General features: G+C 66.9%; 23 protein-coding genes and 2 pseudogenes. 14 read left to right on the forward strand and 11 right to left on the reverse strand.

Features of this window, described 5'->3' with window-relative positions; all coding sequences use genetic code 11:
• Window positions 1-216 precede the first annotated feature (216 nt).
• The gene (gndA, locus tag ADL34_RS06680) at window positions 217-1,659 is read left to right on the forward strand and encodes an NADP-dependent phosphogluconate dehydrogenase (protein WP_062673464.1); all 1,443 of its coding nucleotides are present in this window, start codon (window positions 217-219) and stop codon (window positions 1,657-1,659) included.
• A gap of 283 nt (window positions 1,660-1,942) precedes the next feature.
• Window positions 1,943-2,707 (forward strand): SDR family NAD(P)-dependent oxidoreductase, encoded by a 765-nt coding sequence (locus ADL34_RS06685; protein WP_062673462.1) that lies wholly within the window; start codon window positions 1,943-1,945, stop codon window positions 2,705-2,707.
• 243 nt (window positions 2,708-2,950) lie between these two features.
• Here ADL34_RS06685 and ADL34_RS06690 read toward each other — a convergent pair whose 3' ends face one another.
• From ADL34_RS06690 to ADL34_RS06700, 3 genes are all read right to left on the reverse strand, one after another.
• Window positions 2,951-3,583 carry an HD domain-containing protein gene (locus ADL34_RS06690; protein WP_234374960.1) on the reverse strand — a complete coding sequence of 211 codons (633 nt, stop codon included), beginning with the start codon at window positions 3,581-3,583 and terminating at the stop codon, window positions 2,951-2,953.
• A gap of 29 nt (window positions 3,584-3,612) precedes the next feature.
• Window positions 3,613-4,332 carry a DsbA family oxidoreductase gene (locus ADL34_RS06695; protein ID WP_062673459.1) on the reverse strand — a complete coding sequence of 240 codons (720 nt, stop codon included), beginning with the start codon at window positions 4,330-4,332 and terminating at the stop codon, window positions 3,613-3,615.
• Window positions 4,333-4,435: 103 nt separating this feature from the next.
• On the reverse strand, window positions 4,436-5,053 hold the full coding sequence (locus ADL34_RS06700) for a TetR/AcrR family transcriptional regulator (protein WP_062673457.1): 618 nt from the start codon (window positions 5,051-5,053) through the stop codon (window positions 4,436-4,438).
• A 546-nt stretch (window positions 5,054-5,599) separates the two neighbouring features.
• Between ADL34_RS06700 and ADL34_RS06705 the strand changes: the two genes are divergently transcribed.
• The 3 genes from ADL34_RS06705 (at window position 5,600) to ADL34_RS06715 (ending at window position 8,715) form a co-directional block, all read left to right on the forward strand.
• The gene (locus ADL34_RS06705) at window positions 5,600-6,250 is read left to right on the forward strand and encodes a nuclear transport factor 2 family protein (RefSeq protein ID WP_062673455.1); all 651 of its coding nucleotides are present in this window, start codon (window positions 5,600-5,602) and stop codon (window positions 6,248-6,250) included.
• 138 nt (window positions 6,251-6,388) lie between these two features.
• Entirely contained in the window at window positions 6,389-7,258 is an 870-nt protein-coding gene (locus ADL34_RS06710) for an alpha/beta hydrolase (RefSeq protein ID WP_234374961.1), read from the forward strand.
• Between the two features lie 248 nt (window positions 7,259-7,506).
• On the forward strand, window positions 7,507-8,715 hold the full coding sequence (locus tag ADL34_RS06715; protein WP_107115749.1) for an acyl-CoA dehydrogenase family protein: 1,209 nt from the start codon (window positions 7,507-7,509) through the stop codon (window positions 8,713-8,715).
• Between the two features lie 73 nt (window positions 8,716-8,788).
• Here ADL34_RS06715 and ADL34_RS06720 read toward each other — a convergent pair.
• A pseudogene (locus ADL34_RS06720) lies at window positions 8,789-9,659 on the reverse strand (SDR family NAD(P)-dependent oxidoreductase).
• A gap of 107 nt (window positions 9,660-9,766) precedes the next feature.
• On the opposite strand from ADL34_RS06720, the gene ADL34_RS06725 reads away from it, so the two are divergent.
• The 4 genes from ADL34_RS06725 to ADL34_RS06740 all read left to right on the forward strand — a co-directional run bounded on the left by ADL34_RS06725 (window position 9,767) and on the right by ADL34_RS06740 (window position 13,170).
• A complete protein-coding gene (locus ADL34_RS06725; protein WP_062673451.1) occupies window positions 9,767-10,693 on the forward strand; it encodes an AraC family transcriptional regulator in 927 nt (308 codons plus the stop codon).
• A 158-nt stretch (window positions 10,694-10,851) separates the two neighbouring features.
• Window positions 10,852-11,319, forward strand: a complete 468-nt coding sequence (locus ADL34_RS06730) for a DUF1348 family protein (RefSeq protein WP_062673449.1) — start codon at window positions 10,852-10,854, stop codon at window positions 11,317-11,319.
• 268 nt (window positions 11,320-11,587) lie between these two features.
• Entirely contained in the window at window positions 11,588-12,415 is an 828-nt protein-coding gene (locus ADL34_RS06735; RefSeq protein ID WP_062673446.1) for an alpha/beta fold hydrolase, read from the forward strand.
• A gap of 293 nt (window positions 12,416-12,708) precedes the next feature.
• On the forward strand, window positions 12,709-13,170 hold the full coding sequence (locus tag ADL34_RS06740; RefSeq protein WP_062673444.1) for a nuclear transport factor 2 family protein: 462 nt from the start codon (window positions 12,709-12,711) through the stop codon (window positions 13,168-13,170).
• A gap of 227 nt (window positions 13,171-13,397) precedes the next feature.
• Here ADL34_RS06740 and ADL34_RS06745 read toward each other — a convergent pair whose 3' ends face one another.
• The 7 genes and pseudogenes from ADL34_RS06745 to ADL34_RS06770 form a co-directional block, all read right to left on the reverse strand.
• Entirely contained in the window at window positions 13,398-14,360 is a 963-nt protein-coding gene (locus ADL34_RS06745) for a quinone oxidoreductase family protein (protein WP_062673442.1), read from the reverse strand.
• 269 nt (window positions 14,361-14,629) lie between these two features.
• A complete protein-coding gene (locus tag ADL34_RS06750) occupies window positions 14,630-15,862 on the reverse strand; it encodes an epoxide hydrolase family protein (protein WP_062673441.1) in 1,233 nt (410 codons plus the stop codon).
• Window positions 15,863-15,915: 53 nt separating this feature from the next.
• The gene (locus ADL34_RS06755) at window positions 15,916-16,374 is read right to left on the reverse strand and encodes a nuclear transport factor 2 family protein (RefSeq protein ID WP_062673438.1); all 459 of its coding nucleotides are present in this window, start codon (window positions 16,372-16,374) and stop codon (window positions 15,916-15,918) included.
• Window positions 16,375-17,270: 896 nt separating this feature from the next.
• Window positions 17,271-17,645: a fluoride efflux transporter FluC gene (locus tag ADL34_RS06760; protein WP_062673436.1), complete on the reverse strand. Its 375-nt coding sequence runs from the start codon at window positions 17,643-17,645 to the stop codon at window positions 17,271-17,273.
• Window positions 17,645-18,211, reverse strand: a complete 567-nt coding sequence (locus ADL34_RS06765; RefSeq protein WP_324616135.1) for a CrcB family protein — start codon at window positions 18,209-18,211, stop codon at window positions 17,645-17,647. Before ADL34_RS06765 ends, ADL34_RS06760 begins: the two co-directional genes overlap by 1 nt.
• Before the next feature lie 12 nt (window positions 18,212-18,223).
• Window positions 18,224-18,412 (reverse strand): annotated as a pseudogene (locus ADL34_RS34630) (transposase); the annotation flags it as partial.
• Between the two features lie 149 nt (window positions 18,413-18,561).
• Entirely contained in the window at window positions 18,562-19,173 is a 612-nt protein-coding gene (locus ADL34_RS06770) for a DUF6518 family protein (protein ID WP_062673479.1), read from the reverse strand.
• A 626-nt stretch (window positions 19,174-19,799) separates the two neighbouring features.
• On the opposite strand from ADL34_RS06770, the gene ADL34_RS06775 reads away from it, so the two are divergent.
• From ADL34_RS06775 to ADL34_RS06795, 5 genes are all read left to right on the forward strand, one after another.
• Entirely contained in the window at window positions 19,800-20,423 is a 624-nt protein-coding gene (locus ADL34_RS06775) for an HAD-IA family hydrolase (protein ID WP_062673433.1), read from the forward strand.
• A gap of 377 nt (window positions 20,424-20,800) precedes the next feature.
• Window positions 20,801-21,961, forward strand: a complete 1,161-nt coding sequence (locus ADL34_RS06780) for an amidohydrolase family protein (RefSeq protein WP_234374962.1) — start codon at window positions 20,801-20,803, stop codon at window positions 21,959-21,961.
• Between the two features lie 1,037 nt (window positions 21,962-22,998).
• Complete coding sequence (locus ADL34_RS36035) at window positions 22,999-23,568, forward strand: hypothetical protein (RefSeq protein WP_159038900.1); 570 nt, start codon at window positions 22,999-23,001, stop codon at window positions 23,566-23,568.
• Window positions 23,569-23,728: 160 nt separating this feature from the next.
• The gene (locus ADL34_RS06790) at window positions 23,729-24,001 is read left to right on the forward strand and encodes a hypothetical protein (RefSeq protein WP_107115748.1); all 273 of its coding nucleotides are present in this window, start codon (window positions 23,729-23,731) and stop codon (window positions 23,999-24,001) included.
• A gap of 206 nt (window positions 24,002-24,207) precedes the next feature.
• The coding region (locus tag ADL34_RS06795; protein WP_062739776.1) for a hypothetical protein at window positions 24,208-24,577 on the forward strand (370 nt) is incomplete at its 3' end.

Genomic DNA, 24,577 nt, shown 5'->3' on the forward strand with positions numbered 1-24,577 from the left:
GATGCACCTGGAAGCCCGCCATCGGTGTCGCGACCGGGGTCTGTACGCCCCCGGAGCCGCGGCGGCCCGCAAACCGCGGTGTCGCCGCTCGGATACACCCTTCGCGGGTGCTGGCCGCGACCGCTGGGCATCGGATGGCCGTCAGCCTCGGCTGCTCAACGCCGGAAGCGAATCGATCTTCGCGTCCCGTATCTCTCGATCGATGAGGAAAGAATCATGGATGACAGTGCTCAGATAGGTGTCGTTGGGCTTGCCGTCATGGGGCGCAACCTCGCCCGCAACCTGGCACGTCACGGCTACACCGTAGCCGTCGCCAACCGGACGCCGGAGCGCACCAGTGCCTTCATCGGCGACTTCGGGCATGAAGGCGCGTTCGTTGCCGCGGCCGGCGCGCAAGAGATGGTGGCCGCGCTGGAAAGGCCCCGGCGCCTTGTCGTCATGGTCCAGGCCGGACAGGCGACCGATGACGTGATCGCCGAGTACTCCCGGCTGCTGGAGCCAGGAGACGTCATCGTCGATGGGGGCAACGCCCATTTCGCCGACACGCGCCGCCGTGAGGCCGCCCTGCGAGATGCGGGGATCCACTTCCTGGGGACCGGGATATCCGGAGGCGAGGAAGGTGCGCTGACGGGCCCGAGCATCATGCCGGGCGGCTCAGCCCACGCCTACCGTCTCCTTGCTCCCGTGCTGAACGACATCGCCGCGATCGCACCGGACGGCACCCCCGCTGTCGCCCACCTCGGCCCGGACGGTGCTGGACACTTCGTCAAGATGGTGCACAACGGGATCGAGTACGCGGACATGCAACTCATCGCGGAGGCCTACCACTTGCTCCGCAACTCGACAGACTACGGGCCCAGCAGGATTGCCGACGTCTTCCGGCGATGGAACGAGGGCCGGCTGAACTCCTACCTGATCGAGATCACGGCGGAGATCCTGGCGCACCGTGATGCGCACACCGGCCTGCCCTTCATCGACGTCCTCGCCGACGCCGCGGCACAGAAGGGCACCGGACGCTGGACCGTGCAGACTGCTCTGGACCTTGGGGTTCCTGTCTCGGGTATCGCCGAGGCGGTCTTCGCCCGCTCGGTCTCGGCTCACACGGCCCTGCGCGAGGCGGCATCGGTGTTGCCGGGGCCGGCGCGAACGATCCTCGACGAGCGTGATGCGGAACGTCTGGTCACGCAGGTCGAACAGGCTCTCTACGCCTCCAAGCTCGTCGCCTACGCTCAGGGTTTCCACCAGATCCAGGTGGCGAGCCAGGCCTACGGATGGAACGTGAACCAGGCAGCCGTGGCCGACGTGTGGCGTGCCGGCTGCATCATCCGCGCCTCCTTCCTGGACCGCGTGCGCGATTCCTTCACGGCCCATCCGGGTCTCCCGGGCCTTCTCGCGCATCCGTCTTTCGCCCGTGAGCTCGGCGCCGCCCAACTGCCCTGGCGCCTGGTGGTGTCGCATGCCACTCGGGACGGTGTGCCTGTTCCCGCCATGGCCGCGGCACTCGCCCATTACGACACGCTGAGGGCCCCTCGCCTGCCGGCCGCGCTCACGCAGGCCCAGCGGGACTTCTTCGGAGCGCACACCTACCGCCGCAACGACCGGCCGGGCACCTTCCACACCCGGTGGGACCTGGATCGTTCCGAGGAGCTCCGCGGCTAGCACCCACTCCTTGCAGAGCGGACGAGTGCAGGGCTCGTCCTCGGCGTCCCGGGCGGAACGGGAGGGCGCCCACGTCGCCGCGGTCGGCCGACGGGCGTTCCTGGGCGGCGGCCGGGGAGGTACGGGCACCGACTTTTCTTTACCGACCATTCATTCCTGATAGGGTACGATGAAGAGGCAGGCTCGGGAGTGGAGAGCCTCCAGCCTGCTCAGGGCGTTCGCCCGTCATCTCGAACATTCCGGAGTCGTGGCTGTGTCACCCCGGGGCAAGAATGGAGCACCCATGTCCAACCGCCTGAATTCCAAGGTCATCATCGTTACCGGGGGCACCTCCGGGATGGGTGAGGCCACGGTGAAGCGACTCGCTGGCGAGGGCGCGACGGTGGTCATCGGGGCGCGGGACAAGGCTCGTGGCGAAGCGGTCGCGGCGGAGGTTTCGGCCGACGGCGGCAAGGTCGTCTTCGTTCCCACGGACGTCACCCGCGAGGAGGACGTCGCGCACCTGGTGGACTTCACGGTCCGCGAGTTCGGGGCCCTGCACGGTGCCTTCAACAACGCCGGCGGCGGCAACAGCCAGGGATCGATCCGTGAGGTGGACGCCGCCTTCTGGCACAGCGTGGTCTCCCTGAACCTCACCAGCGTCTTCTACAGCCTCAAGCACGAGATCCCGGCCATTATCGCCAGTGGCGGAGGTTCCATCGTCAACAACGCCTCTGTGGTCGGTGCGGCGGGTGACCCGTCGGCCGTCGCCTACTCGGCCGCCAAGCACGGTGTCGTCGGTCTGACCCGCTCGACGGCGCTGGATGCGGCAAAGGACGGTGTCAGGGTCAACGCCCTCCTCACGGGTCTGGTCAACACGCCGCTGTGGCAGGGCTTCACGGCGAGCAACCCGGAAGCTGCGAACAGCATCCTCAGCCAGCAGCCGATGGGGCGTTCGGCCGACGTCAGTGAGATCGCCGCCTTCACCGCCTTCCTGCTGAGCGACGAGAGCCGGTTCATCAGCGGCGCCGCCCTGGCGATCGATGGCGCGCTCACCGCGGGCTACTGATCACCTCGTCGGCCGGCCCGTCGGAGTGCGGTCACGCGCTCGGTCACGTGCCGGCCTCGTGAGTGGCCTGCGGGGACCTGCGGTCACACAGGCTGGCAGCGCCTGATGCGGGGAAGGGCTTCGAGCCCTTCCCCGCATCCGTTCTTTCGGCCGCCGGCAAGCGTGTCCGCTCCCCGTCTCCTTTGCCCTGGCGACGAGCCAGATCCCAGCTTTCCCGGCCCGGCACCCGCGGGAACGGGCGTCTCAGAAGGCGGGGTTGACGACGCCGTGCATCGGATGCGCCAGGTGGGCGGCGAGCAGGCCACCTGGCCAGCTGGACGGCGGTGCCTTCTGCGGACACCGGACGGCTTGAGCGACCACCGCGTCGCCGAGGACGGTCTCGATGTCCAGGCGGGGAAAGCGTGCCAGGTCCGAAAGCAACGGTTCCTGGTCGGTTGCATCGATCAGGTTGCTCCCGCCGAAGTCGACCAGGACGGCCTGCCGCACCAGCTGCGGCAGCAGCCCCATGCGCTCCGCGATACCGGGAGAGGTGTGAAGCGCGACAGCTTCCCAGACCTCCTGGATCAGGGGCGCCGGCCAGTCGTGGTCGTTCAGGAAGGCTCGGGCCGCGTCCGCGCCCTCGACCTCGAACCGTTGCGGTCCGTCGTAGGGAGCGGCCGTGCCCGCGTCGTGGAACAGGCAGGCCACGGCGAGCGCCTCTCGCGCCAAGTCGCCGATGCCTTGCCTGCGACCCAGGTGCTCGGCCACCAGCCACACCCGGATGCTGTGGTTGAGAATGGCGGGTTCGAGGATGCCCCGCACGTGCGTATAGGCGGAATCGGCGACCGCCCCGTCGAAACTGATCGGCACCTGCATGTCTCCCGTCTTCGTCGTCACGTCCGGCCTGCTGCGCCGCGGGGGTGGGGTCACGGCCGGGGCGGGGGCAGTACGCACGCACCGTCTGCGTCGCACCCGCCGTCGGGCACGGCGCCGGTGACCTGCAGTTTGGGCTTCTGCTCGGCCCACGCCTGCTCCAACGCCTCCGTGAAGGCGTGCGTCGGCTGAGCACCCGACAGGCCGTACTTCCCGTCGATGACGAAGAACGGCACGCCCGTGACGCCCAGTCGCGCCGCCTCTGCCTCGTCCTTGCGCACGGCAGCGGCGTACGCCTGCTTGTCGGCCAGCACAGCGCGCACCTCGTCCTCGTCCAGACCCGCGCGCACGGCGAGTCGGATCTGATGCTCGGCGTCGTAGATCGTGCGTGCCGTCGCGAAGTTGCCCTCGTAAAACAAGGACAGCAGTTCCTCCGCCACGCCGTGGGCGGCGGCGAGATGGAGGAGCCGGTGCATGTCGAAGGTGTTTCCGTGGTCTCGGTGATCGACGAGGTAACCGAGTCCCTCCTGCCTGGCGACGCGCGCTATGCGCTCTTCTGCCGCGCGAGCCTGTGCCGGGGTCATGCCGTACTTCTTCGCGTGCGCTTGCCCGGTCGTGGGACAGGTCTCGTCCAGATGCGGGTCGAGTTCGAAGGAGCGGTGGACGACTTCGACATCGCCGCGGTGCGGGAAGGAGGCCAGTGCTTGCTTGAACCGGGCTTTGCCGATGAAGCACCACGGGCAGGAGATGTCGGACCAGATGTCGACGCGCATGATGGTGTCCTTTCGCCGGCAGCCGGTCCTTCCCCCGCAGGCCGATGAGCTCGGGGGAGGACAGGCTCCGTGTCGTGTCGTGTGGCGGCGTGAACCAGGCCGGTCAGAAACCGGTGGTGCGGGGTGGGGGACCCGCGAGTGCGGTGTGCCCGGGAGCGCGAAGCCCGTCGAGGAGGATGGTGATGATGCGGCGCCAGCCTTCGGGCCCGGCATCGACACCGAGGCAGTGTTGCGTGTCCAGGGCGGCCCGGGAGCAGATGATGATGTCCTGCCAGGTCACATCGGCGCGCAGCAAACCCGTGGCGCGGGCGCGCTCGGTGAGATCAGCGACAGCTTCCTGCAGCGCAGCGGTGCGCTGGGCGAGCTCTGGAGAAGGCTGCTGATCACAGGCAGCGGTGACGGCGGCAAGCCCCCGGCTGTCGCGATGTCCTTTGGCCAGTTCGATGACGAACTCGCAGAGCCCCTCCCAGGCGTCGGCATGCGTCATATACACCCGTGCCGTGTCGCACAGTTCGTCGTAGAGGCCGAGTACCACGGCGTCCAGGAGCGCCTCCTTGGTGCCGAAGCGCCGATAGAGGGTTCCGACGCCCAGGCCTGCTGCCCGTGCGATGTCCAGTGCCGACACGTCCAGGCCGCGGGAGGAGATGGCTTGGCGCGTGGCCTCGATCAGACGGCGACGGTTTTCCCGAGCGTCGGCGCGGGGGGAGGGAGCGGCGTTCACGTCAGACCACCTCCAAGAGCGGGGCTCTGGTGCAGTCCGGCAGGCAGACGCGGGTCTCTTCGTAATCCGTCATGAAGCCGTCCTCCAGCCTCTAAATCGGACGATACTCGTCCGCTTGAGGAAAACTAACACAAATGGACGACGTCCGTCCGCTTTGCGGTAGTGGGGGTGGGCCGGCCGCAGCAGGCGTCCGCACCGGTTCTGCTGTGCATCGTTCGAGGTCGGCGGTGGAGACGGCGTGAGCCTGTGCAGGGTGGACCCCTCTCCGGGTATGTGTGCCCCGTGTCACGCCGCAGGGGGGCGGCCTACGGAATTATTGACTGACCGTTCCTCTTAGTATCTACTGTGCACTGTTCCCGCGCCACCCGCTACCAGGGTCACGAGGAACCGGCACCCCGGTCTTGCCGCCCCTGCAGTCGTCACAAGGCGGCCGCAAGACCGGGACCGCAAAGACTCAACTTCCGCACGGGCTTGTTCTGCGCCGCCTCACGGGCAGTCGCCCGTCGAGGCCACGGCCGCCCGGGCGGAACGAAAGGAACGATCGACATGCACGGACAGGAAACCCGGAATACGGCGGCGTGGCGCTCCCGTATCGGCGCGTCGGCGCTGGCGGCCGCACTGCTGGTGGTGGGGGGTCTCGGCGCTGTGGCTCTGACCTCGCCGTCGGCCAACGCACACGACCGGTCGGCGGGCGAGCCGTCGAGGTCACTGGCCGCGAAGGTCCAGCGCCTGGAGGACATCGAGGACATCCACCAGCTCAAGGCTCGTTACTTCCGTTTCGTGGACGAGAAGAAGCACGACGAGCTGGCCGCACTGTTCACCCCGCACGCCAAGCTGGTGACGGACGGGATCACGTGGAAGTCCCCGAAGGACTTCGCCTACACCATTCGCGACCTGACCGGCCAGGCACCTTCCGCCCACTCGGGCATGATGCCGGAGATCACCATCACCGGTCCGAACACGGCGTCGGGCATCTGGTCGATGCAGGACGTACTCACGTTCCCGGCCGGCAAGGACGCGCCGCAGGGCCACCACGGCTACGGGCAGTACCGTGAGACCTATCGGAAGATCGACGGCAAGTGGCTGATCGACTCGGTGCTGCTGACCCGGTTCCGTATGGATCCCATTCCGAACTGGACCCCCCCGAAGACCGCCGCCTCCGAGGGTGCTCCTTCCCAGACCGCCCCCGCTAAGTGAGGTACGTGGGCTGCACGTTCGAGTGAGCTCACACACCCCACTTCATACCCACGGAACCGCTGCTTTCCGCCGCGTGCGCAACCTGCGCGCCGAGACGGCGGCGGTTTCGTGCATCTCTCTGCCGACAACGCGCACCCGTTGCCGGCGTCCATCTCGCCGGCCCGGCAGGCCCCCGGCCCCATCGACCGCGTCGGCTCTTTCCGTAAATGGAGGTTGGTTGTGGTGATCGACAGTTGTCAGGTGGACGGCGTCTTCGTCGAACACGTCGCGCCCCAGGGAGCACCGAAGGGCCCCCCGGTGGTCTTCGTGCACGGCGGAAGCCACGGAAGCTGGCTGTGGGAACAGTGGCTGCCCTACTTCGCGGCCGCCGGCCGGCAAAGCTACGCCTTCAGCTGGTACAACCACACCAACTCGCGGAACCTGCCCAAGGAAGAGTTCGTGCGACGGAGCATGCTCGACGTCACGCGCGAACTGCGGACCGTCATATCGCACGTCGGCGACACCCCCGTGCTCGTCGCCCACAGCATGGGCGCGGCTGCGGTGCAGAAGTACGCAGAGCAGTTCCCGGTCGCCGCGCAGGTGCTCCTGGCCCCGGTTCCCTCGCAGGACTCCGCGGGTGCGCCTCTTCCCCTGGAGGTCGACCTGAGTGAACCCTTCCCTCCCATGCCGTACGAGATGGCCGTGGAGTGGTTCTTCGCAGGCTGCTCGGACGACGACGCACGTCGCTACTACAGCCTCATGCCGGACGAGTCCCCGAAGGCCGTTTGGGAGGCTGCTCAGCGTGGCGCGGCCATCGCGCTCGACCGGACGCGGATCAGCGGTCCCGCACTGATGGTCGCCGGAGGCCGCGACATCGTGTCACCGGCAGAGCTGGTCCGCAGGCACGCCGATCACTTCGGAGCCGACTATCTGTTCCTCCCCGACCGGGCTCACAGCCTCATCCTGGAGCCTCGCTGGGCGGAAGTGGCAGACCGCGTCCTGTCCTGGCTCGACCGGTCCGTGTGGTGACAGTGCCCGTCGAGGGCTCCACCCCGCAGCTCCCGCCACCGGACATGGCGGGGAAGCATCGTCCGTGAACAACAGCGCGGCCAACCCCCTCCACCCACCCAGCCGCGAAGGCACGTTGCGCAGGGTATGAGCGGTGCGGGCCCGCTCCATCTATGTACCGGGCCTTCCCGGCCGGCGGCCGGGAAGGCCGACACCCAGTAGACGACGGGCCCGCCTGAGGCCCGGTCACCTTGAGAGAATGAGGGAACGTGGGACATCCCGTCGACGGCATCAGCACGCCGTCCTCTGAAGAACGAAGGGCGAAGCTCGTCGCCCGTGCCGCCGATCTCCAGGCGGTGCTGCGAGCCCAGGCGGCTCTCAGCGAGCAGGAACGCACGGTGTCGCCCGAAGCAGTTGCGGCCATGACCGAAGCGGGTGTCTTCCGGCTGCTCACGCCGAAGAGGTTCGGTGGTCACCAGACCGATCTGAGGACCCTGACCTCCGTCTCCGAGGTCCTGGGACAGGGCGACGGGTCGGCTGCGTGGACCGGCATGATCATCGCGGTGACCAACTGGCTGGCCTCTCTGTTCCCCGAGCAGGCCCAACAGGACGTTTTCGGAGCAGACCCGGACGCGCGCGTGACGGGCGTCGCCGCGCCCACCGGCATGGGTGAGCCGGTCGAAGGCGGATGGCGTGTCACCGGCAGGTGGTCGTACAACTCCGGTGCCCCACACGCCACCTGGGCGGCAGTGGGAGCACTGCTGAAAGACGAGAGGGGCGCGGTCGCCGACCAGGCACTGGTGCTGATTCCCGCCTCGGAGCTGTGCGTGGAGGACACCTGGCACACCGCGGGGATGCGGGCGACGGCGAGCAACACGTTGACGGCGGAATCCGTCTTCGTCCCCGCCCACCGCGTGCTGTCGGTGCCGGCGGCAGCGGAGGGCAGCTACCCGCGTACAGCTGACGACGGAGCCCTCTTCTCCTCAGCCTTCGGCCCCATGCTGACGCTGTGTCTGGCCGGCCCTCTGCTCGGCATGGGCAAAGCCGCTCTTGAGACCGTGGTCGACCAGGCCGGCTCCAAGCCCTTGTCCTTCACGATCCACCCGCGGCAGGCCGACTCCGTGGGCGTTCAGACACAGATCGCGCAAGCCGCCCTGCAACTGGAGACAGCGCGCCTGCACATCTACGCCGCCGCCGACGAAGTGGACCGGTCGGCAGCCGAGGGCACACTCGACTACGCCACCCGCACCAGGCTGCGGGCACAGGCGGGATACGCGGCCCAGCAGGTGCTGGCAGCGATCACCACCCTCCTGAACGTCCACGGCGCCTCCGCATTCGCCGAGACCAGCCCGCTGCAGCGCATCTGGCGGGATGCCAACACCGCGGCCCGTCACGCCGGCCTGGTACCGGCGGTCGGGTACGAGGTCTACGGCAAGTCCCTCCTCGGCGTCGAGGAGCGGGTGAGCCTCATGATCTGAGACTCACCACCGGGCGACACCCCGGTTCCGGGTCCCGAGCCACGACCCGGAACCGGGGATCCGACAGTCGGCCTCAACGCATAAGGGCCCGCTCCGCGTACTCCCACAGCCGCTGCGCCGAAGCCGGGTCGAGCGCATGTGCCGCCACACCGCTCGGGTTCTCCGCGCCCTCCACCGCGATCGGCGCCTCCTGATTGTCATCGAAATAGCGGCCCGTCACTCCGCTCACCAGAGGCGAGGCCGCCAAGAGCACGGAAGTCGCCGCCCCTTGAGCCGGTGTCTTGTAGTAGGGCAGAGGGGTGAGATTGCCGGCAGCGTCCATGACGCCGAACGCCCGCATGGTGTCGTCGTCGAGGTGCCGCTGGAGATTGGTCAGGATGTACCCCGGGTTGCAGGCGGTGACGGTGATGCCGTCTTCGGCCCAGCTGCGAGCGCCCACCGCGAACAGGACCTCCGCCGCCTTGGACTGACCGTAGGCGACCCAGGGATCGTACGGGCGCCGCTCGAACTGCGGGTCCTCGAAGTCCGAAGTGACCGAGGAAATTCGTGGCGAGCTGCAGCTCCCAGCCGTTTGGCGCGAGTTCCTTCTGGGGGAGCGCCATGATTCCTGCATTGGCGACGAGGATGTCGAGTGGCCCTTGCCATTCCTTCACGAAGGACCGCACTGACTCGAGATCGGAGAGGTGGAGCTGGGCGAGATGAGCGTTTCCTGATCCCCCGACCTCATTGAGTTCGCGAAGCAGCGGCCCCGCTGATTCCGGCCGACGGGTGGCGACGGTCACCTCGGCGCCTGCAGCGACCAGGGGCCTGACCGTCTCGACACCGATACCTGAGGCCCCGCCCGTGACTATGGCCCGTCGACCCGTGAGATCGACGCCGGAAATCACTTCCGCGGACGTCGCCCGGGGTGGGAACGGGGTGGTCAAAAGCTTCTCTGTGCTCATGAGAACCTCATCATCGGTGGAGCGAATTCAATTCGACTGTATGGCCCCACGAATGCATCGAACATCATTGGAAGTCCATGAGAGATTACCCAGCGTCCAGGAGAAGAATGGACCCGCTTGAAGACGTTCTGTCCCTGCTCCGAACGCGCAGTCATCTCTCGGCGGGTCTGACCGCCGGAGGGCAGTGGTCCGTCCGGTTCGAGCCGCCGAGCGGAGTGAAATTCAACACCCTGCGGCGGGGGTACTGCTGGCTCGAGGTCGAAAAAGCGGACGGTCCGATCGCCTTGGCGCCGGGCGATTGCTACCTGCTCACCCGGCCCCTGCCATTCACCCTGCGCAGCGACCCCCCGGGCCCCGAGATCGACGCTCGCACCATCTTCGCCGGAGTCGAGAACGGAATGGCGCACACCGGCACAGGCGACGACGTGCTGCTCATCGGCGGGCGGTTCACCTTCGGCGAGCCTGGCCACGAACTGCTCCTGGCGGGCCTTCCACCGGTCATCCATGTCCCGGCGGGCACACCGCACGCCGAGATGGTGGAATGGGCACTGACTGTGATCGAGCAGGAACTCACGTCGAGACCGGCAGCTTCGTCGCTCGTCGCCGAGCACCTGGCGGTCGTCATGCTCATCCACGTGATGCGCCTGCACCTCGCCCGGGAACCGCGAGCGGCCTCGGGGCTGCTGACAGGACTGGCCGAGCCGGCAGTCCGCGCCGCGCTGACATCGCTCCACACGGACCCGGCGCACCCCTGGACGGTGGCCGAGTTGGCGCGAGCCGGTGCCGTCTCCCGTTCCACCCTGGCGGCACGCTTCAAGGACACCATGGGCCAGGGGCCGATGGAGTACCTGACCCGTTGGCGCATCCAACTCGCGGCGCAGAGGCTCCGGGAGAGCGACGAAACTCTTTCGGCGATCGCCCGCTCCACCGGCTATGGATCCGAGAGCGCGATGAGCACGGCTTTCAAGCGGGTCACGGGTGTGTCTCCCAGCGTCTACCGCAGGCGCCACCGCGGGGCGGCAGCGGGTGACTGACAGGGGGACGCCGGGGTCGGGCGCACCGGATGTCACAGCGGGAGAGCGGCCTGCGGACACGGGCTATACCGTTGGATCAGGGCGCCGGACCGCGGCGGTGGAGGGCTGCGGCCACTGACGCGAGGCACATTGTCGTTCGCTGCCACCTGGGAGTAGTCGTGACAGATCATCCGCCTGTACCCCCCTTCACACGGGAGTCGGCAATCCAGAAGGTGCGTCTTGCCGAGGACGGTTGGAACAGCCGCGATCCGCACAAGGTCTCCCTCGTCTACGCCGAGGATTCCCGCTGGCGAAACCGCAATGAGTTCGTCACGGGACGTGAGGAGATAGTCGAGTTCCTGACCCGAAAATGGGAGAAGGAGCTGGAATACCGACTCATCAAGGAGCTTTGGGCGTTCGACGGCAACCGCATCGCGGTGCGGTTCGCCTATGAGTCGTGCGACACCGACGGCAACTGGTGGCGTTCGTACGGCAACGAGAACTGGGAGTTCAACGCGGACGGGCTCATGGCCGTCCGGCACGCCTCCATCAACGACTTGCCCATCTCCGCATCGGAGCGCGCATACCATTGGCCGCTCGGCCGCAGGCCCGACGAACATCCTGACCTCAGCGAACTCGGATTCTGACCGCAGCACCGAGCGGACGGACCCTGCGGTTCGGGTTTGGCGGCCCCGGCTCTGCCGGTCCACGTGGACGCTCGGGACGCCGAAACTGAGCCATTCGGTTAGGGTGAATTCCACGATGTGCTCGGCGCGGTCAACTCAGGTCGCCGACGCATACGTCGGCCGCGGGCGCGCCAGGGGCAAGCGCACGATTCGGCGCGCCGAATTCTGGGCCGGGCACTGAATTCCACCCACTGTGCGGAGTTCCCGCAATAGACGGAAGGACCCCCTCATGTCCTTTGTCACTGCCGAAGACGGAACAGACATCTTCTACAAGGACTGGGGAGACGGTCAGCCCGTGGTCTTCTCCCACGGCTGGCCTCTGATCGCCGATGCCTGGGATCCACAGATGAAACTGATGGCCGACAACGGCTACCGGGCCATTGCCCACGACCGGCGAGGCGGCGGACGTTCCGGCCAGAGCTGGGAGGGCAATGACCTCGATACGTACGCCGATGATCTGGCGGCGCTGATCGAGCAGCTCGACCTAAGGAACGTCATACTTGTCGGACACTCGACCGGGGGCGGCGAGGTCACCCGCTACATCGGCCGGCACGGCTCCGAGCGGGTCGCCAAGGCCGTGCTGGTAGGCGCGATCCCACCGCTGATGCTGAAGACCGAGGCGAACCCCGAGGGGCTGCCGATCGACGTGTTCGACGGGATCCGGCAAGGGGTGGAGTCCGATCGGTCGCAGTTCTACCAGGACCTCAGCGCATCCTTCTACGGCGCGAACCGCGACGGATCCACTGTCACGCAGGGCACGCGTGATGAGTTCTGGCTGTGGAGCATGACGGTGGGGATCAAGGGCGCGTACGACTGCGTCAAGGCCTTCTCCGAGACCGACCTCACCGAGGATCTCAAGAAGATCGACGTGCCCACATTGATCGTGCACGGCGACGACGACCAGATCGTTCCGATCGTCGCTTCGGGCGACAAGAGCTCGAAGCTGGTCAAGGACGCGGTCTACAAGGTGTACCCGGGGGCACCGCACGGCCTGGCGATGGTGCCCAAGTTCGCCGAGACCTTCAACGCCGACCTGCTGGAGTTCGCGCGCAGTTGAGAGGCGAGGCGGCTGCGGGGCCAAGGGGCGCGAGTCAAGCCCGTTTCTGTCCGGCGCGGAACGGGAGTGGCGCATGCTTCCCGGTGGCCCTCGGACCGCCTTGGTGTGCCGATGGCGACGGCGGGCCGCCGCTTCGACCGGCCGACTTCACCGGCCGGGGCGATCGATGCTGGGCCGAACTGCGGGACGAGCGAGCCTCGTCAATCCCATCGCGCCAATCCGATATGTACCGGTGTGGTTCTGGCGGTTCGGCATGGACAGGCCAGGTGTTGTACAGCCAAGGAGGCGAGATCATGAGTGATCTCGACGAGATACGTCGCCGGCTGAGCGACCTCGAGGCGATCGAGAGCATCAAGCAACTGAAGGCGCGCTACTTCCGTTTCGTGGACGAGAAGAAGCATGACGACCTTGTCGCGCTCTTCACACCCGATGCCAAGCTCGTGACCGACGGGATCGTGTGGAAGTCGCCGCAGGAGTTCGCCTACACCATCCGTGACCTGACCGGGCTAGCGCCGTCGGTGCATCACGGCCACATGCCGGAGATCGAGATGACCGGGCCCGACACGGCGTCGGGGATCTGGGCGATGGAGGATCTGCTGACCTTCCCGGCGGGGAAGGACGCCCCCGAGGGGCACAACGGCTACGGCCAGTACCGGGAGACCTACCGCAAGGTTGACGGTCGGTGGTTGATCGACTCGGTGGAGCTGACCCGCTTCCGCATGGATCCGCTCGACAACTGGGACCCCGGTACCTGACACGGGGTGCGGGTCCGGGCTCGCGAGAGACCCGGCCGAAGGGGCCGCCGCCACACAGGCGCCTGGAAGGTTCCCGTGCCACGGGCTCGCGCCGGCGGTTGTCGATGCGAGCCCGCACAAGAGCCGGGAGCTCCCGGCGGCGGAGTGGGTGGGCGCACTCCGCCCGGAGCGGTGACCCGCCGCCTCCAGCCGCTACGCCTGGGGCTGCGCCGTAGGCCGCGCGGTGGTCAGAACGTCAAGACCAGCCTGCCTCGCACGCCACCCCCCTCGAAACGCCGATGGGCGTCGGCCGCCTGGTCCGCGGGGTATTCACCGGCGACGCGCAAGGTGATGCGACCCTGCTCCGTGAGCACGCGCAGGGCGTCGAGCTTGTCGTGTGCGTAGCGGTACTCGGGCACGAAGACGTTCCTCACGATCACATCTCCCGTGTCGCCAAGGGGAACGGTGCCAGGTTCTCCGACGCTGCGCGCCAGGGCGAGCTGTCCGCCGGGTCGGATGGCGCCAAGAACCTGGGGTCCCATGACAGCGGCGTCCACGACCGCTTCGACGCCCTGCGGGACGACGTCGCGGAAGCGGTCGGCCACATCCGGTCCCCGGCTGACCACCTTGTCCGCGCCCAGGGACCGGACCAGTTCCTCGTCGGCGGGCGCCGCGTCCGCGACCACGGACAGTCCGTCCGCCTTGGCGAGCTGCACGGTGTATCCGCCCAGTGCTCCGGCGGCGCCGGTGACGGCGATCCATCCACCGGGAGCCAGGTCCAGCACATCGAGGGCAAGGCGTGCGGTCAGGCCGTTCATCGGGAGAGTGGCAGCCTCGGCGTGAGTCGTTCCGGCCGGTGCCCGTACGACCTGCCGCGCGTCGACGACGACATACTCCGCGTAGGCGCCCCCGGACGGATCGATCGGGATGACGATCGCCATCACCCGGTCACCCACGTGCAGGTCCGTGGCCGCGTCCGGGGCGATGGCGTCCACGACGCCGGCCGCGTCCATGCCGGGCCGGTACGGGGGAGTCAGCCGCCCCGCGAGCATCGAGTCGGTGAAACCGGTGCGCAGCAGGATGTCCGACGGGTTCACCGACGCCGCGTGCACCCGGATGCGGATCTGTCCGGGACCGACCTCCGGTACCGGCAGGTCGACGACCTCGAGCACCTCGGGACCGCCGTAGCGGAACACTCCTACAGCCTTCATAACTGCTTCCTTTCCCGAGGGTGTGGCCGCAGCCGAACCCGTCGGCCGTGACCACACCCGATTATATCTCGAATGGTCAGTATAGAATGCTGGCCGGTCTGCTTGCGTCAAGATCGGCGACCGGGCGAGTCCTGCCTTGCCCTGCGTGCCGCCCGACGGCAACGCTTCCCAGCCTGCGGATACGTTCGTGGTCCGACCCCTGGATCGCCGGCGCGTCTGTCCGGCCCGGGCGTCCGCCCCGGGAGGGGTGCGCGGGGTGTTTTCCGGGGTCAGCGGACCTTGCGGAACGTCTCGCGGAGATCGTTGACGTAAGCCGCCGGATTCTCGAAGTGGCCGAAGTGCCCGCCCTTGTGATGGGCGTTGACGTTGACGACGTTGAAGAGACCGCGGGTGGGCCCGTTCTCGAAAGCGGCGATCCGCTCCTCGACGGTGCGGACGCCCGGCGGGTAGACGTCGCCGAGCAGGAACGTGAAACCAGCCGGGGGCTCCACCGTCGGCTGCCGGTCATGGGAGGGTGCCCAGGGGTGACGGATGGTGTTGCGGTACATGCGGATGGAGGAGCCGATCGACTGGGTCACCCAGAAGACGGTGGCCTGGGTCAGGATGAAGTCGCGGGAGAAGACCGCGTCGAAGTCGTTGTTCTTGTCACTCCACTTCTTCCACCGCTGGAGCAGCCAGGCCAGCATCCCCACGGGGGAGTCGTTGAGTCCGTGGGAGAGCGTCGAAGCGTCCAGCATGTGCACGGCGACATGGGACGCGTACGTGGAGTGGAACTTCATGATGTCGGCCCGCAACTCGGGTGATGCGTCCTCGGGGATCGGCTGCCCGCCCGTGAGGTCCCAGTAGCGGTCGTGCTGGAACATGCCCGGGGGCAGGTCGTGACCGTAGTGCAGGGCGATGATGCTCTCGCCGTACTTGTGGCCCAGTGCACTGTTCACCAGGGCGCCGTAGTCGCTGCCCAGCGACCCGTACCTCGCATGGCCGAGCACCTTGGTCATGAGCGTGTGGAGGATGTCGGCGATCTTCCAGTAGTTCAGATCTCCCCGGGCCACTGGGGTGGACCAGGCGAACCCGGGGAGGGTCGGCATGATGACGTCGAAAGCATCGGCGGGGTCGCCCCCGTGTGCGGCGGGGTCGGTCAGGGGCTCGATGAGGGGGTAGCTGAACTCGCCGGGCCACGGCCATCCGTGCAGGACCAGCAGGGGGATGGGGTTCGGTCCCTTCCCGGCCTTGCGGACGAAGTGGACCGGGGTGCCGTCGATCTCGACCTTGAACTGCTCGAACGCGTTCAGCCGCTTCTCGGCCGCACGCCAGTCGAAACCGTCCGCCCAGTACTCCACCAAGGGCTTGATGTAGCTCGTGCTGACGCCGTAGTACTCGTCCTCGTTGTCCAGGTCGTCGAAGAACCTGGTCGCTTTCAGGCGCGCCGCAAGGTTGTCCAGGACGTCCTGCGCCACGTCGATCGTGAACCGTTCCGGCGAACGGCTGTTGCTGTCACTCACGTTCTCACTCGCTTTTCTAAGGAAGTGCCGGAGGCCGGCGGGCCTCGTCTCTCTCAATAGGTGAAGTCCAGACGCAGCCGGGTCTGCTTGAGGTCGGCGATATACCAGCGGCCGTCCACGTTGACGAAATGCGCGTGGTAGTGGCCGAAGCCGTGCATGGCCTTGAAGGGGAAGTCCTCGTTCACCGCGGCGTCCTCGGCACGGACGATGATGTCCTCCATCGCCCATACGCCGTGTGCCGAGGTCGTCGAGACCGCCTCGATTTCGTCCGAGAACAGGTGATGGATGAGGACGTCGTCCGCACCGCCGCTCGCGCCCACCGTCTGCGCTATCTGCTCACGCCCCTCCATGTACAGCCACACCGAGCCGTCCGGCTTGTGTGGGGTGAACGTGCCGGTAGGCGTGAACAGGCCCGCAAGGTCCTGCCAGCGATGGTGGTCCGCGTAGTAGACGTAGCGGGCCATGAGGCGACGTAGGTCCTCGATGATGCTCAGACGCTCGACAGCATCCATGCTTGATCACTGTCCGTTCGCTTGGGTGAGGCGCTCGGCTGACGCGGCAGGTGGGGAGTCTCGATGTACGGCTCAGGCTCTCGGGAGCGGCCGCCGTCAGCTGAGCGGACCAGATGGTCAGGTCGAAGGTACCATCTATCTTGACCGATCAGTCATGTTAGGTGGAGCACAGCATGGGGGCGGTCATTCTCCGTGGGCAGAGAAGCGGCGTTGGCGTCCTTGCAGGAGCGGATAGTGGTTGCCCTCGCCGGGAATTCGCCCACCACAATCCGTTGGAGGTGACGTCGGCGTGGGTGCAACTCCCGCCCTGAGGGTGCTGAGGAGGAAGTCGCGCACTCGTAGGACGCCCCGTAGTGGGGCTGCGAGGCGGCTGGCCGTTCACCGGTGATGCAGATGATCCGCACTGGGCCCGCTCACGTATGGCGGGCACGAAGCGCTGGATCGTCCGCATGGTGCGCACATTGTGTAGATGCCGGCCCGGTCCGACGCCGGGAGGGGAGCTGGCCCAACTGGCACTCGAATCGAAGACGCCCACGCTGTCCACGAGAATGTCGACAGGTCCGCGAGCGACCGTGGCGGGCACCGCTTTGCGCCTCATCCGTCGCGAGGTCACCCGGGCGAATGTGACGCTGCCGCCCCGTAGCCTCGCTCGCCTTGGTGACCACCTCGGTCCTTGCCAGGTCACGCCCGGCACGATGATCTCCGCGTCCTCGGTGCGGCCAAGCGCTTCGCGGTCGCCTCTCCAAGGCCGCTACCCGCCCCGGTCACCAGCACCCCGGTGTACGGCCCTGTCGCCGATCTGGGAGGGGGCGCCACCACATCAGTGGGTCGAGTCGACGGGGCTCCGGGTCAGCAGCGAGTCTTGCAATTCGGCACGTGTACCGCGCGGTGGGCCCTCACCACAGGGCTCGGGCGACCCCCGCCCCGACGAAGGAAGCTGTCAGGCCCAGTACGACACTCACCAGCAGGTATCCGGCCGCCGCGATGCTCTTGCGTCCACCGGCCAAGGTCAGGAGCTCGTAGGAAAAGGTGGACCATGTGGACAGCGCGCCGCAGAAGCCGGTCGACAGCAAAGCCTGTCCCGATGCGTCCAACGCGCCGCCCGTACCCGCCTCGACAAAGAGGCCCAGGAGGAGGCATGCGCCCAGATTGGCCAAGAGAGTACCCCACGGGAATGCCCAGCGCAGGCGGGCCTTTGCCGCTGTGCCGATCAGGTATCTGACGGGCGCTCCAACAGCCCCTCCAGCCAGCACGAGGATCCAGTCCACCATCAGGAGCCCTCACGCCCCTGACTCGTGTCTGAGCCTCCGCGTCGGACCTGCAGCATGCCCGCAACACAGGCCACTGCCAGAAGCACTCCGGACATGGATGCGCCCACGGTCAGCGCGAGGTAGCCAACCGCGGTCCCGGGCTGACCATTCTCAAACAGCCTTCGTGCGTCGTCTGTATAGGTAGAGAACGTGGTGAAGCCTCCGAGGACGCCTGTGCCCAGGAGAGGGCTGAGTAGGGGAGAGGCCCCGGTGAAGCGCTTCTTCAGCGAAATGGTGAGCACCCCCATCAAGAAGCAGCCCACGGCATTGATCAACAGTGTTGTCCAGGGGAAGGCGGCCGCCCCCCTTCGCCAGACGAGGTAGGCGTCGCCGCCGTTCGGCCACATACGGGACACTCCGTAGCGGGCCAGGGCGCCTATTGCGCCGCCCGCCGCTACGGCGACGATCGCTGACACTCGGGGCGAGGAGGCGTGATCAGTCCATCCAGCATGGTGCACATGATCCATCAGACGCATGCAGTCACGACTATGCGCATGAATGCCTTGAGCCTCGTCAATACACCGCATACCGGCAAGATGGTCATGAACCGTCTTCCACTTCCCGAAACGGGACGGCAAGTCCCGCCAGGGCAGGCCAGTTCGCTGCCGGAACAGAATCCCGTTGATCACCCGGCGGTGGCACTGCCACCGTCCGCCCCGCCCCTCGCTCCTCGGCAGATGCGGTTCCAGTCGAGCCCATTCCTCATCCGAAAGATCACCCCGCCCCACGACGACCGAAACGATCCACCGAGGGGCCGGTCACGCGCCGAGGGGCCGGTCACGCGACCCATCGGACACGACCTAGCCCAGGCGACTCGGCGCCCGGCCCTCAGAGCCCAGAGCAGCAATGACACGCCGTGCATGCGAGGTGAACGTGATCACCCGGACAGCGCCTGAAGCGGCATCACCACCACCCCGTACGCAAGGAACGAGAAAGCTGCCGCTACGGCCAACACGAGTGCGCGTTCCCGATTGCTGCGAGCAAGCAGTGGGGCGAGAACCGAGATGCCGAAGCAAGCCCACGCCTGCGTTGTGTAGTGCAGGTACCAGCCGAAGAGCAACGCCTCCATTCCGAAGACTCCCGCGACACAGGCAAGCCCGACGACCCGAAGCCGCGTCGTCCGACCACGCAGCCACCAGTGGCCCGCCGCGCCGAAGAACGGCCCGGCGATGCACGCCATGAACAACCACACGAGGGGGAAGAACAGGCGGCCCATGCCGTCTCGTCCCAGCTCCGCATACCCGTAGTAGCCCACGACCAGGCCGACTTCGGCTCCGAGGCCACAAAAGACCGCCAGCCAGACGGAACCTCGTCGCGTGACGAGGGCCCCAGTCGCAAACGCGACGACGCACCACGCGGCACCAGAATTCGCGATCTGGTTCCACGCACCAGGCAGCCATCCCTGGGCGAGGTTGGTGAGCACTCCAAGGAGGAGGCCGCCGAACGCCGAAAGGATCACTAGGTCGCCACACGTTCTCCTGGAGGCCATGGTTGGACGGTCAGTAGTCAGGAGCATGTCGCCTCCGGGGTCGTAGTCGAGCGAGAAGCGTCTATACGCTCCCTGTATACACGCAGTGCATACAGGGAGATGAAGGTGCTTCGCTCGCCTGCGAGAGGTGTCGGGCAGTCGGGCGCAGCGAGACCGCAGGGGCCCGCGGTGGCTCGCGCCTGGGGTGGCTGACCAGTCCACCATTATTGTCCGACCGTTCGTTCAAGAACGTGCTAGCCTACTCAGCGACCCGAAGGCCTGGTTTGCCAAGCCAAGGACATTGGGATCATCGGACCCGGCAACCCTCGGGGACATCCAGAAACTTGGTCCACCCACGGCCACCTCATCAGCGGCTGAACTGCCGATGTTCGACTGTGCAGGCTCTCAGCCGTGTGAGCCGCCACGAGAAGGCGATCACAGTAATGAGTAGGTACCGCAACTGTGCCCCCGGCCCGCCTCCGGCGGCCGCTGTGCAAGCGACCGCCGGCGCCGAGTCACCGCAGCCCCCATGTGTGAACCTGCGGCCGCTGTGGCGGAGCGAGTCGGACACGGACGGCGCGTGCGCGGCAGGTGGCCCTAAAAGATGATTGCGCGACGGCCTATCAGGAACCCCAGGAGCTTGCCACATGAACGAACGTAAGGGCCTCATCCTTGACTTCGGTGGTGTCCTCACCACGCCGCTGCTGACCTCGGTCACCGAGTTCGAGCGTGACGAGGGACTTCCCCAGGGCAGCATCGTGCGCCAGCTTTCCACCGATCATGAGATCCTTCGCCTCACCGAAGACTTGGAACGCGGCTCCGTCACACAGGCACAGTGGAACAAGGTCGCAGCCTTGCGTCTCGGGGTCAGCCCCGGCAACCTGTTGGGGCGGATATTTTCCGGACTGCGACCAGAGCCGTTGATGTACGAAGCGGCGATGGCCGCCCGCCGGCAAGGAATCCGGGTCGGTTTGCTGTCGAACAGCGTAGGCAGGCACCCCTGGGACCTCTACGCCGACTGCGATCTCGACACCACATTTGACGCGGTGCTGATCTCGGAGGATCACCGGCTGAGAAAGCCCGAGGCGGCGATATATGAGCACATGCTCAAGATGCTCGAACTTCCCGCCAGCGCCTGTGTCTTCGTGGATGACTCCCCGCACAACCTCCCCCCAGCTGCCGCAATGGGCATGGCCACGGTCCAGGCCCAGGAGCCACGGGCGACGATCACCGACATCCAGAACCTGCTCGGGATCAACCTGCTCTCCTGACACCGTGACGGCCATCATTCCCAGCGAAAGTCTCGCCGCTGGCCTCGTTGCAGTGAGTGTGTATGGCAGCCCGCAATGCCTGATCCCCGCAGTCCCGAAGACCATCGCTCAGCGACCATCGGCCACGAACGACAAGCCAACGTCAGGCTTTGCACATCCGCATACTCAACCGAGCCCCAAGGAGCGTGGCCGGTGGAAACTATCCTGGAGTGACCTTGCCACTTGCTCGCCGGTTCTACGCCCCTGTGGTCCTCCCCATGGACCCGACCTGTTCAGTGATCCGAGACGGAGTCGTCGACGTCACCGCCGGCGGCCGCATCTCCTATTGCGGTCCTCGGGCCGACGCCCCGCCCAACAGCGGTTCAACCCTCATACGGTTGACCGGAATCCTGATGCCCGGGTTGGTCAATGCCCACGCGCACAGCGCCATGACGCCGCTCCGTGGCGCCGGGGGAGACTTGCCGCTGATGTCCTGGCTCAACGAAGTCATCTGGCCGGCCGAGGCGCGCATGCGTCCTGCCGATGCCTATGCGGGCATGCTGCTGGGATGCATAGAGATGCTCCAGTACGGGATCACCACCAGCGCCGAGATGTACATGCATGCCGATTCGGTCGCCCAAGCGGCCCTAGCGGCGGGCAGCCGAATACTGCTGGCCCCCGCCTACTTCGACGGGCCAGGAGCGCCATGGCGGAGTGCTATGCGCGAGATCGACGAGTGGATCGACACAGACGGTTTGAGGTTCGGTCCTGGTGACCGTATCGAGCTGGGCTACGGCCCTCACTCTGCCTACACCCTCCCGGCGAAGGCCTTGCGCGCGACGGCCGAATCGGCTGCCGCACGGGGAGCGCTCGTCCATATACACGTCGCCGAGTCCGTGGGGGAAGACCGGGAGCAGCGTGCACGATACGGATCGGTGCCACGGCTGCTTCAAGAGACGGGGCTCATGGACGGGAGGTTGCTTGCGGCACACGCCGTGCACCTCTCTGCCCAAGACATCCGACTCCTGGCCGACCACGGTGCGGGAGTGGCGCACTGCCCCGGATCCAATGCCAAGTTGGCCTCGGGAACCGCACCACTGACCGCTCTGCAGAAGGCGCCAGTCGCAGTTGGACTCGGCACGGACGGTCCCGCGAGCAACGACGACCTCGACCTCTGGGAAGAGATGAGGCTGGCCATGATGCTGGCGCGAGTCAGTACCGAGGATCCGCTGGCCCTAACCGCCTCTGACGCGTTGATCCTGGCCACTAGGGGAGGGGCTGCGGCCCTCGGTCGAACGGACATCGGAGCGCTGAGCTGCGGAATGTGGGCCGACATGGTCCACGTCGCCGTAGACGGCCCGCACTTCGCTTCGGGGATCGACATCTCCGACGAGCACCTGATCGCAAACCTGGTCTGGGCAGCAGGCTCCCGTGCCATCCGTGATGTGTGGGTTGCCGGTGAGCAAGTCATGGCACACGGCGAGTCGACACAGGTCGATCGAGCGGAGGCACAACGAGCCGTGGCGGTGTCGGCCTCGCACCTACTGGCGACCGCGTAAACGAGTGCGTGTCAGCCGCGATTCGTATTCGGTCCGAGGCGCCGGCCTATGGTGGGACCGGCTTCAGCACGAGCCGCGAGCGGGCCGAGCCGCCGGATCACACGGCAAGCCCTGGGAGGAGCCGCCGAACAACGAGGGCTCATGGTGGCTTGCCGGGCGAGGGTTTCGGCTCCCTCCCGGTCCCCAGCGTCCTCCCGCTTCCCCGCCAGCTGATGCAGGGCGGTGATGCTGCCGTGGCCGGAGCGCTACGGCAGAGATGGTGGGGCCGCCTCCATTGCAGGCGGTGCCGGGCGCTGACTGCTCTGGAGAGGCAGAAAAAGGATGGCGATATTTGAAAATCCCCACCCTGCACTCAGAGGCGGGGCAAACCTGCTCGGTTGATCTCCTCACCCTTGGTGTGATCTCGGTCGGCGTGTCGGGATGGCCGGTGGGAGTGATGGCAAGCCTGCGTGGGCCACGAGTTAGGCCTCTTCGGAGGACTGAGTGCTCACGTGGTAGGAAGACGCGATGCGCACGCGCTGCGTCGGGGGTGGACGATCTCGGCGATCGCCCGGCATCTGGGCCGCGACCGCAAGACGATCCGCGCCTACCTGAACGGCGAGCGCGTCCCGCAGCAGCGCCGACAGGCCCCGGACGCGTTCGTGCCGTTCCTGGACTACTGCCGTCAACGCCTCGACGATGACCCACACTTGTGGGCCTCGCCCCTGTTCGACGACATCGTTCAGCTCGGCTACGCAGGCGCCTACTCGCCCTTCACGCGGGCGCTTCGCCGTTACGGGGTCCGTCCGCACTGCGAGCCCTGCCACGCCTCGCGGGGCCGGGACCGGGACCGTTTACGTAGGGGGTGGAGCGAAAGCGTCAAATCCTGCAGATTTCGGAAAGGCTCTCAAGATAAACAAATATGCTGCAGACCAGGCAGGCGTTCCAGCTCATTACTACCTGGATGCATCCAACACGCCCGAAAGTGCCTTCAATCAGGCGCGTAAGGTGTTCGGCCCTGATAATGTTCACGCCTTCGACATGCGGAAAGGGTGACGATGGGAGACGGTTTCATTCGATGGTACCGGGAGTCGGGGGAAACTTCGATCTTCTCCGGCCAGGTTGCCACATTCGACCGGAGTGGCGTCACTATCGCTCACCCTGACACCGGTATCGTGACCGTAGTCAATGTTGATGGCGATGATGTTGCTGTCGACTTTGAAAGGCTTGGATGGGTCATTGCACTCAGGATTCCGTCCGTCACTGTGAATTGGTGGATCTCGGCGGAAACTAACGTAGTGAGCACCTACTCGCACGAGCCATTGGGCTGCGAAGTGCAGACTTTCTGGTTGGATGGGGTGGACACTTCAGAAGTGCAAACCCTTATGTCTGCGATTATGTCGACGATTTCGCAAGTGCCGACACCGACGCGCGCTCTGGTGTGCGATGTTCAAGGGCTCACGGATGCTGATGATTGGGATTCGGTGGCCCTCTATGAGGGTGCTGATATCCCTGGTGCTGTCGATTCGGTGCTCCTAGGCAAGGGGGTCGCCGATCGGGTTCTCTCTGCTGCTGGTTTGTGCGGCGAGGCGGTGGGGTTCGGTCTCGTTAAGGTACTCGCGACCTGAGGACGTGTTCCGCACCTCTTTCGGCGAGGAGAAAGGTAAAGGGGCCTCCTCGCCGAAAGAGGCACCATGGTACGGGCTACTCAACCTGAGCTATTGAGCCCCCGGCGACCTGGATGCCCGCCCCCGCCTGTGGTGGATCAAGGGCGACGGCACCTACCTCATGAGCAACGGCATCACCGCCACCCCCAACACCCGGGCGGCGGACGGCAGCTGGCACCACATCGTCTACGCCGACCGCTGGGGGCCGGGCACCGACCCGTCGACCGTCCTGGGCAGCGAGGACCTCCACGAGACCCTCGACCTGACCCAACAGCTCCCCGACGGCCAGAAGCTGATCGACCTGCTGCGTACCGCCCCCGACGACGCGACCCGCTTCCTGCTCCACGTCACCCACGACGACGAGGGGATGGCCCTCACCATGACCACCAGGTAGCAACCCCGCCCCCTTCGCGGCCCCGCACCCCGGCACCCGTCCGGGACGGGGCCGCACGCGTTTTTCCCGTCCCGCGCTTCCGCCGCCCCAACCCGTGTCCCGCACCCCGGCACCCGCCCGCCCCGCGTGCCCCGCCCGCTCCCGAGCCCGCCTACCGTCCCGAGCGAAGCCGCAGGCCCCAGGCCACAATCCCGAAGGGGGGCGCCGTGAGGCACGAGACCACCATCAACGAACTCGCCGCGTACGCAGGTCTCTTCAGCACCGTCGATCACATCACGGTCCCCGAGACCAACCCGGACACCGGTATCACCGAGGAGGTCACCCTCCCCCCGCCGCTCATCCGCCGCACCCAGCGCCGCGACGACACCGTGGTGTGGGTCCTCACCCCGCCCGGCATCCACGAACGGATCTTCGTCGCCGACCGGGCCACCGTCACCGTCTACCTCAAGGACGTCGACCCCGGCCGCTTCACCGGCCACGCCCCCCAGCACCCGCCCGCGCAGGCCGCCGTGCCCCCGCCGGCCGCCGCGCCCTCCGCCTGGCCCCAACAGCCCGCCGCTCCGGCCGCCGCCTACC

The sequence above is a fragment of the Streptomyces sp. NRRL WC-3605 genome (assembly GCF_001509795.1).
GTDB lineage: Bacteria > Actinomycetota > Actinomycetes > Streptomycetales > Streptomycetaceae > Streptomyces > Streptomyces viridochromogenes.

Bases quoted from the DNA above. Each gene is read 5' to 3' on its own strand.
- ADL34_RS06770 (WP_062673479.1), bottom strand. From the start codon at position 19,173: ATGGCCTCCAGGAGAACGTGTGGCGACCTAGTGATCCTTTCGGCGTTC.
- ADL34_RS06735 (WP_062673446.1), top strand. From the start codon at position 11,588: ATGTCCTTTGTCACTGCCGAAGACGGAACAGACATCTTCTACAAGGAC.
- ADL34_RS06685 (WP_062673462.1), top strand. From the start codon at position 1,943: ATGTCCAACCGCCTGAATTCCAAGGTCATCATCGTTACCGGGGGCACC.
- ADL34_RS06760 (WP_062673436.1), bottom strand. From the start codon at position 17,645: ATGGTGGACTGGATCCTCGTGCTGGCTGGAGGGGCTGTTGGAGCGCCC.
- ADL34_RS06790 (WP_107115748.1), top strand. From the start codon at position 23,729: ATGAGCAACGGCATCACCGCCACCCCCAACACCCGGGCGGCGGACGGC.
- ADL34_RS06755 (WP_062673438.1), bottom strand. From the start codon at position 16,374: ATGGATGCTGTCGAGCGTCTGAGCATCATCGAGGACCTACGTCGCCTC.
- ADL34_RS06695 (WP_062673459.1), bottom strand. From the start codon at position 4,332: ATGCGCGTCGACATCTGGTCCGACATCTCCTGCCCGTGGTGCTTCATC.
- ADL34_RS06765 (WP_324616135.1), bottom strand. From the start codon at position 18,211: ATGCGGTGTATTGACGAGGCTCAAGGCATTCATGCGCATAGTCGTGAC.
- ADL34_RS06775 (WP_062673433.1), top strand. From the start codon at position 19,800: ATGAACGAACGTAAGGGCCTCATCCTTGACTTCGGTGGTGTCCTCACC.
- ADL34_RS06745 (WP_062673442.1), bottom strand. From the start codon at position 14,360: ATGAAGGCTGTAGGAGTGTTCCGCTACGGCGGTCCCGAGGTGCTCGAG.
- ADL34_RS06725 (WP_062673451.1), top strand. From the start codon at position 9,767: ATGGACCCGCTTGAAGACGTTCTGTCCCTGCTCCGAACGCGCAGTCAT.
- ADL34_RS06705 (WP_062673455.1), top strand. From the start codon at position 5,600: ATGCACGGACAGGAAACCCGGAATACGGCGGCGTGGCGCTCCCGTATC.
- gndA (WP_062673464.1), top strand. From the start codon at position 217: ATGGATGACAGTGCTCAGATAGGTGTCGTTGGGCTTGCCGTCATGGGG.
- ADL34_RS36035 (WP_159038900.1), top strand. From the start codon at position 22,999: ATGGGAGACGGTTTCATTCGATGGTACCGGGAGTCGGGGGAAACTTCG.
- ADL34_RS06740 (WP_062673444.1), top strand. From the start codon at position 12,709: ATGAGTGATCTCGACGAGATACGTCGCCGGCTGAGCGACCTCGAGGCG.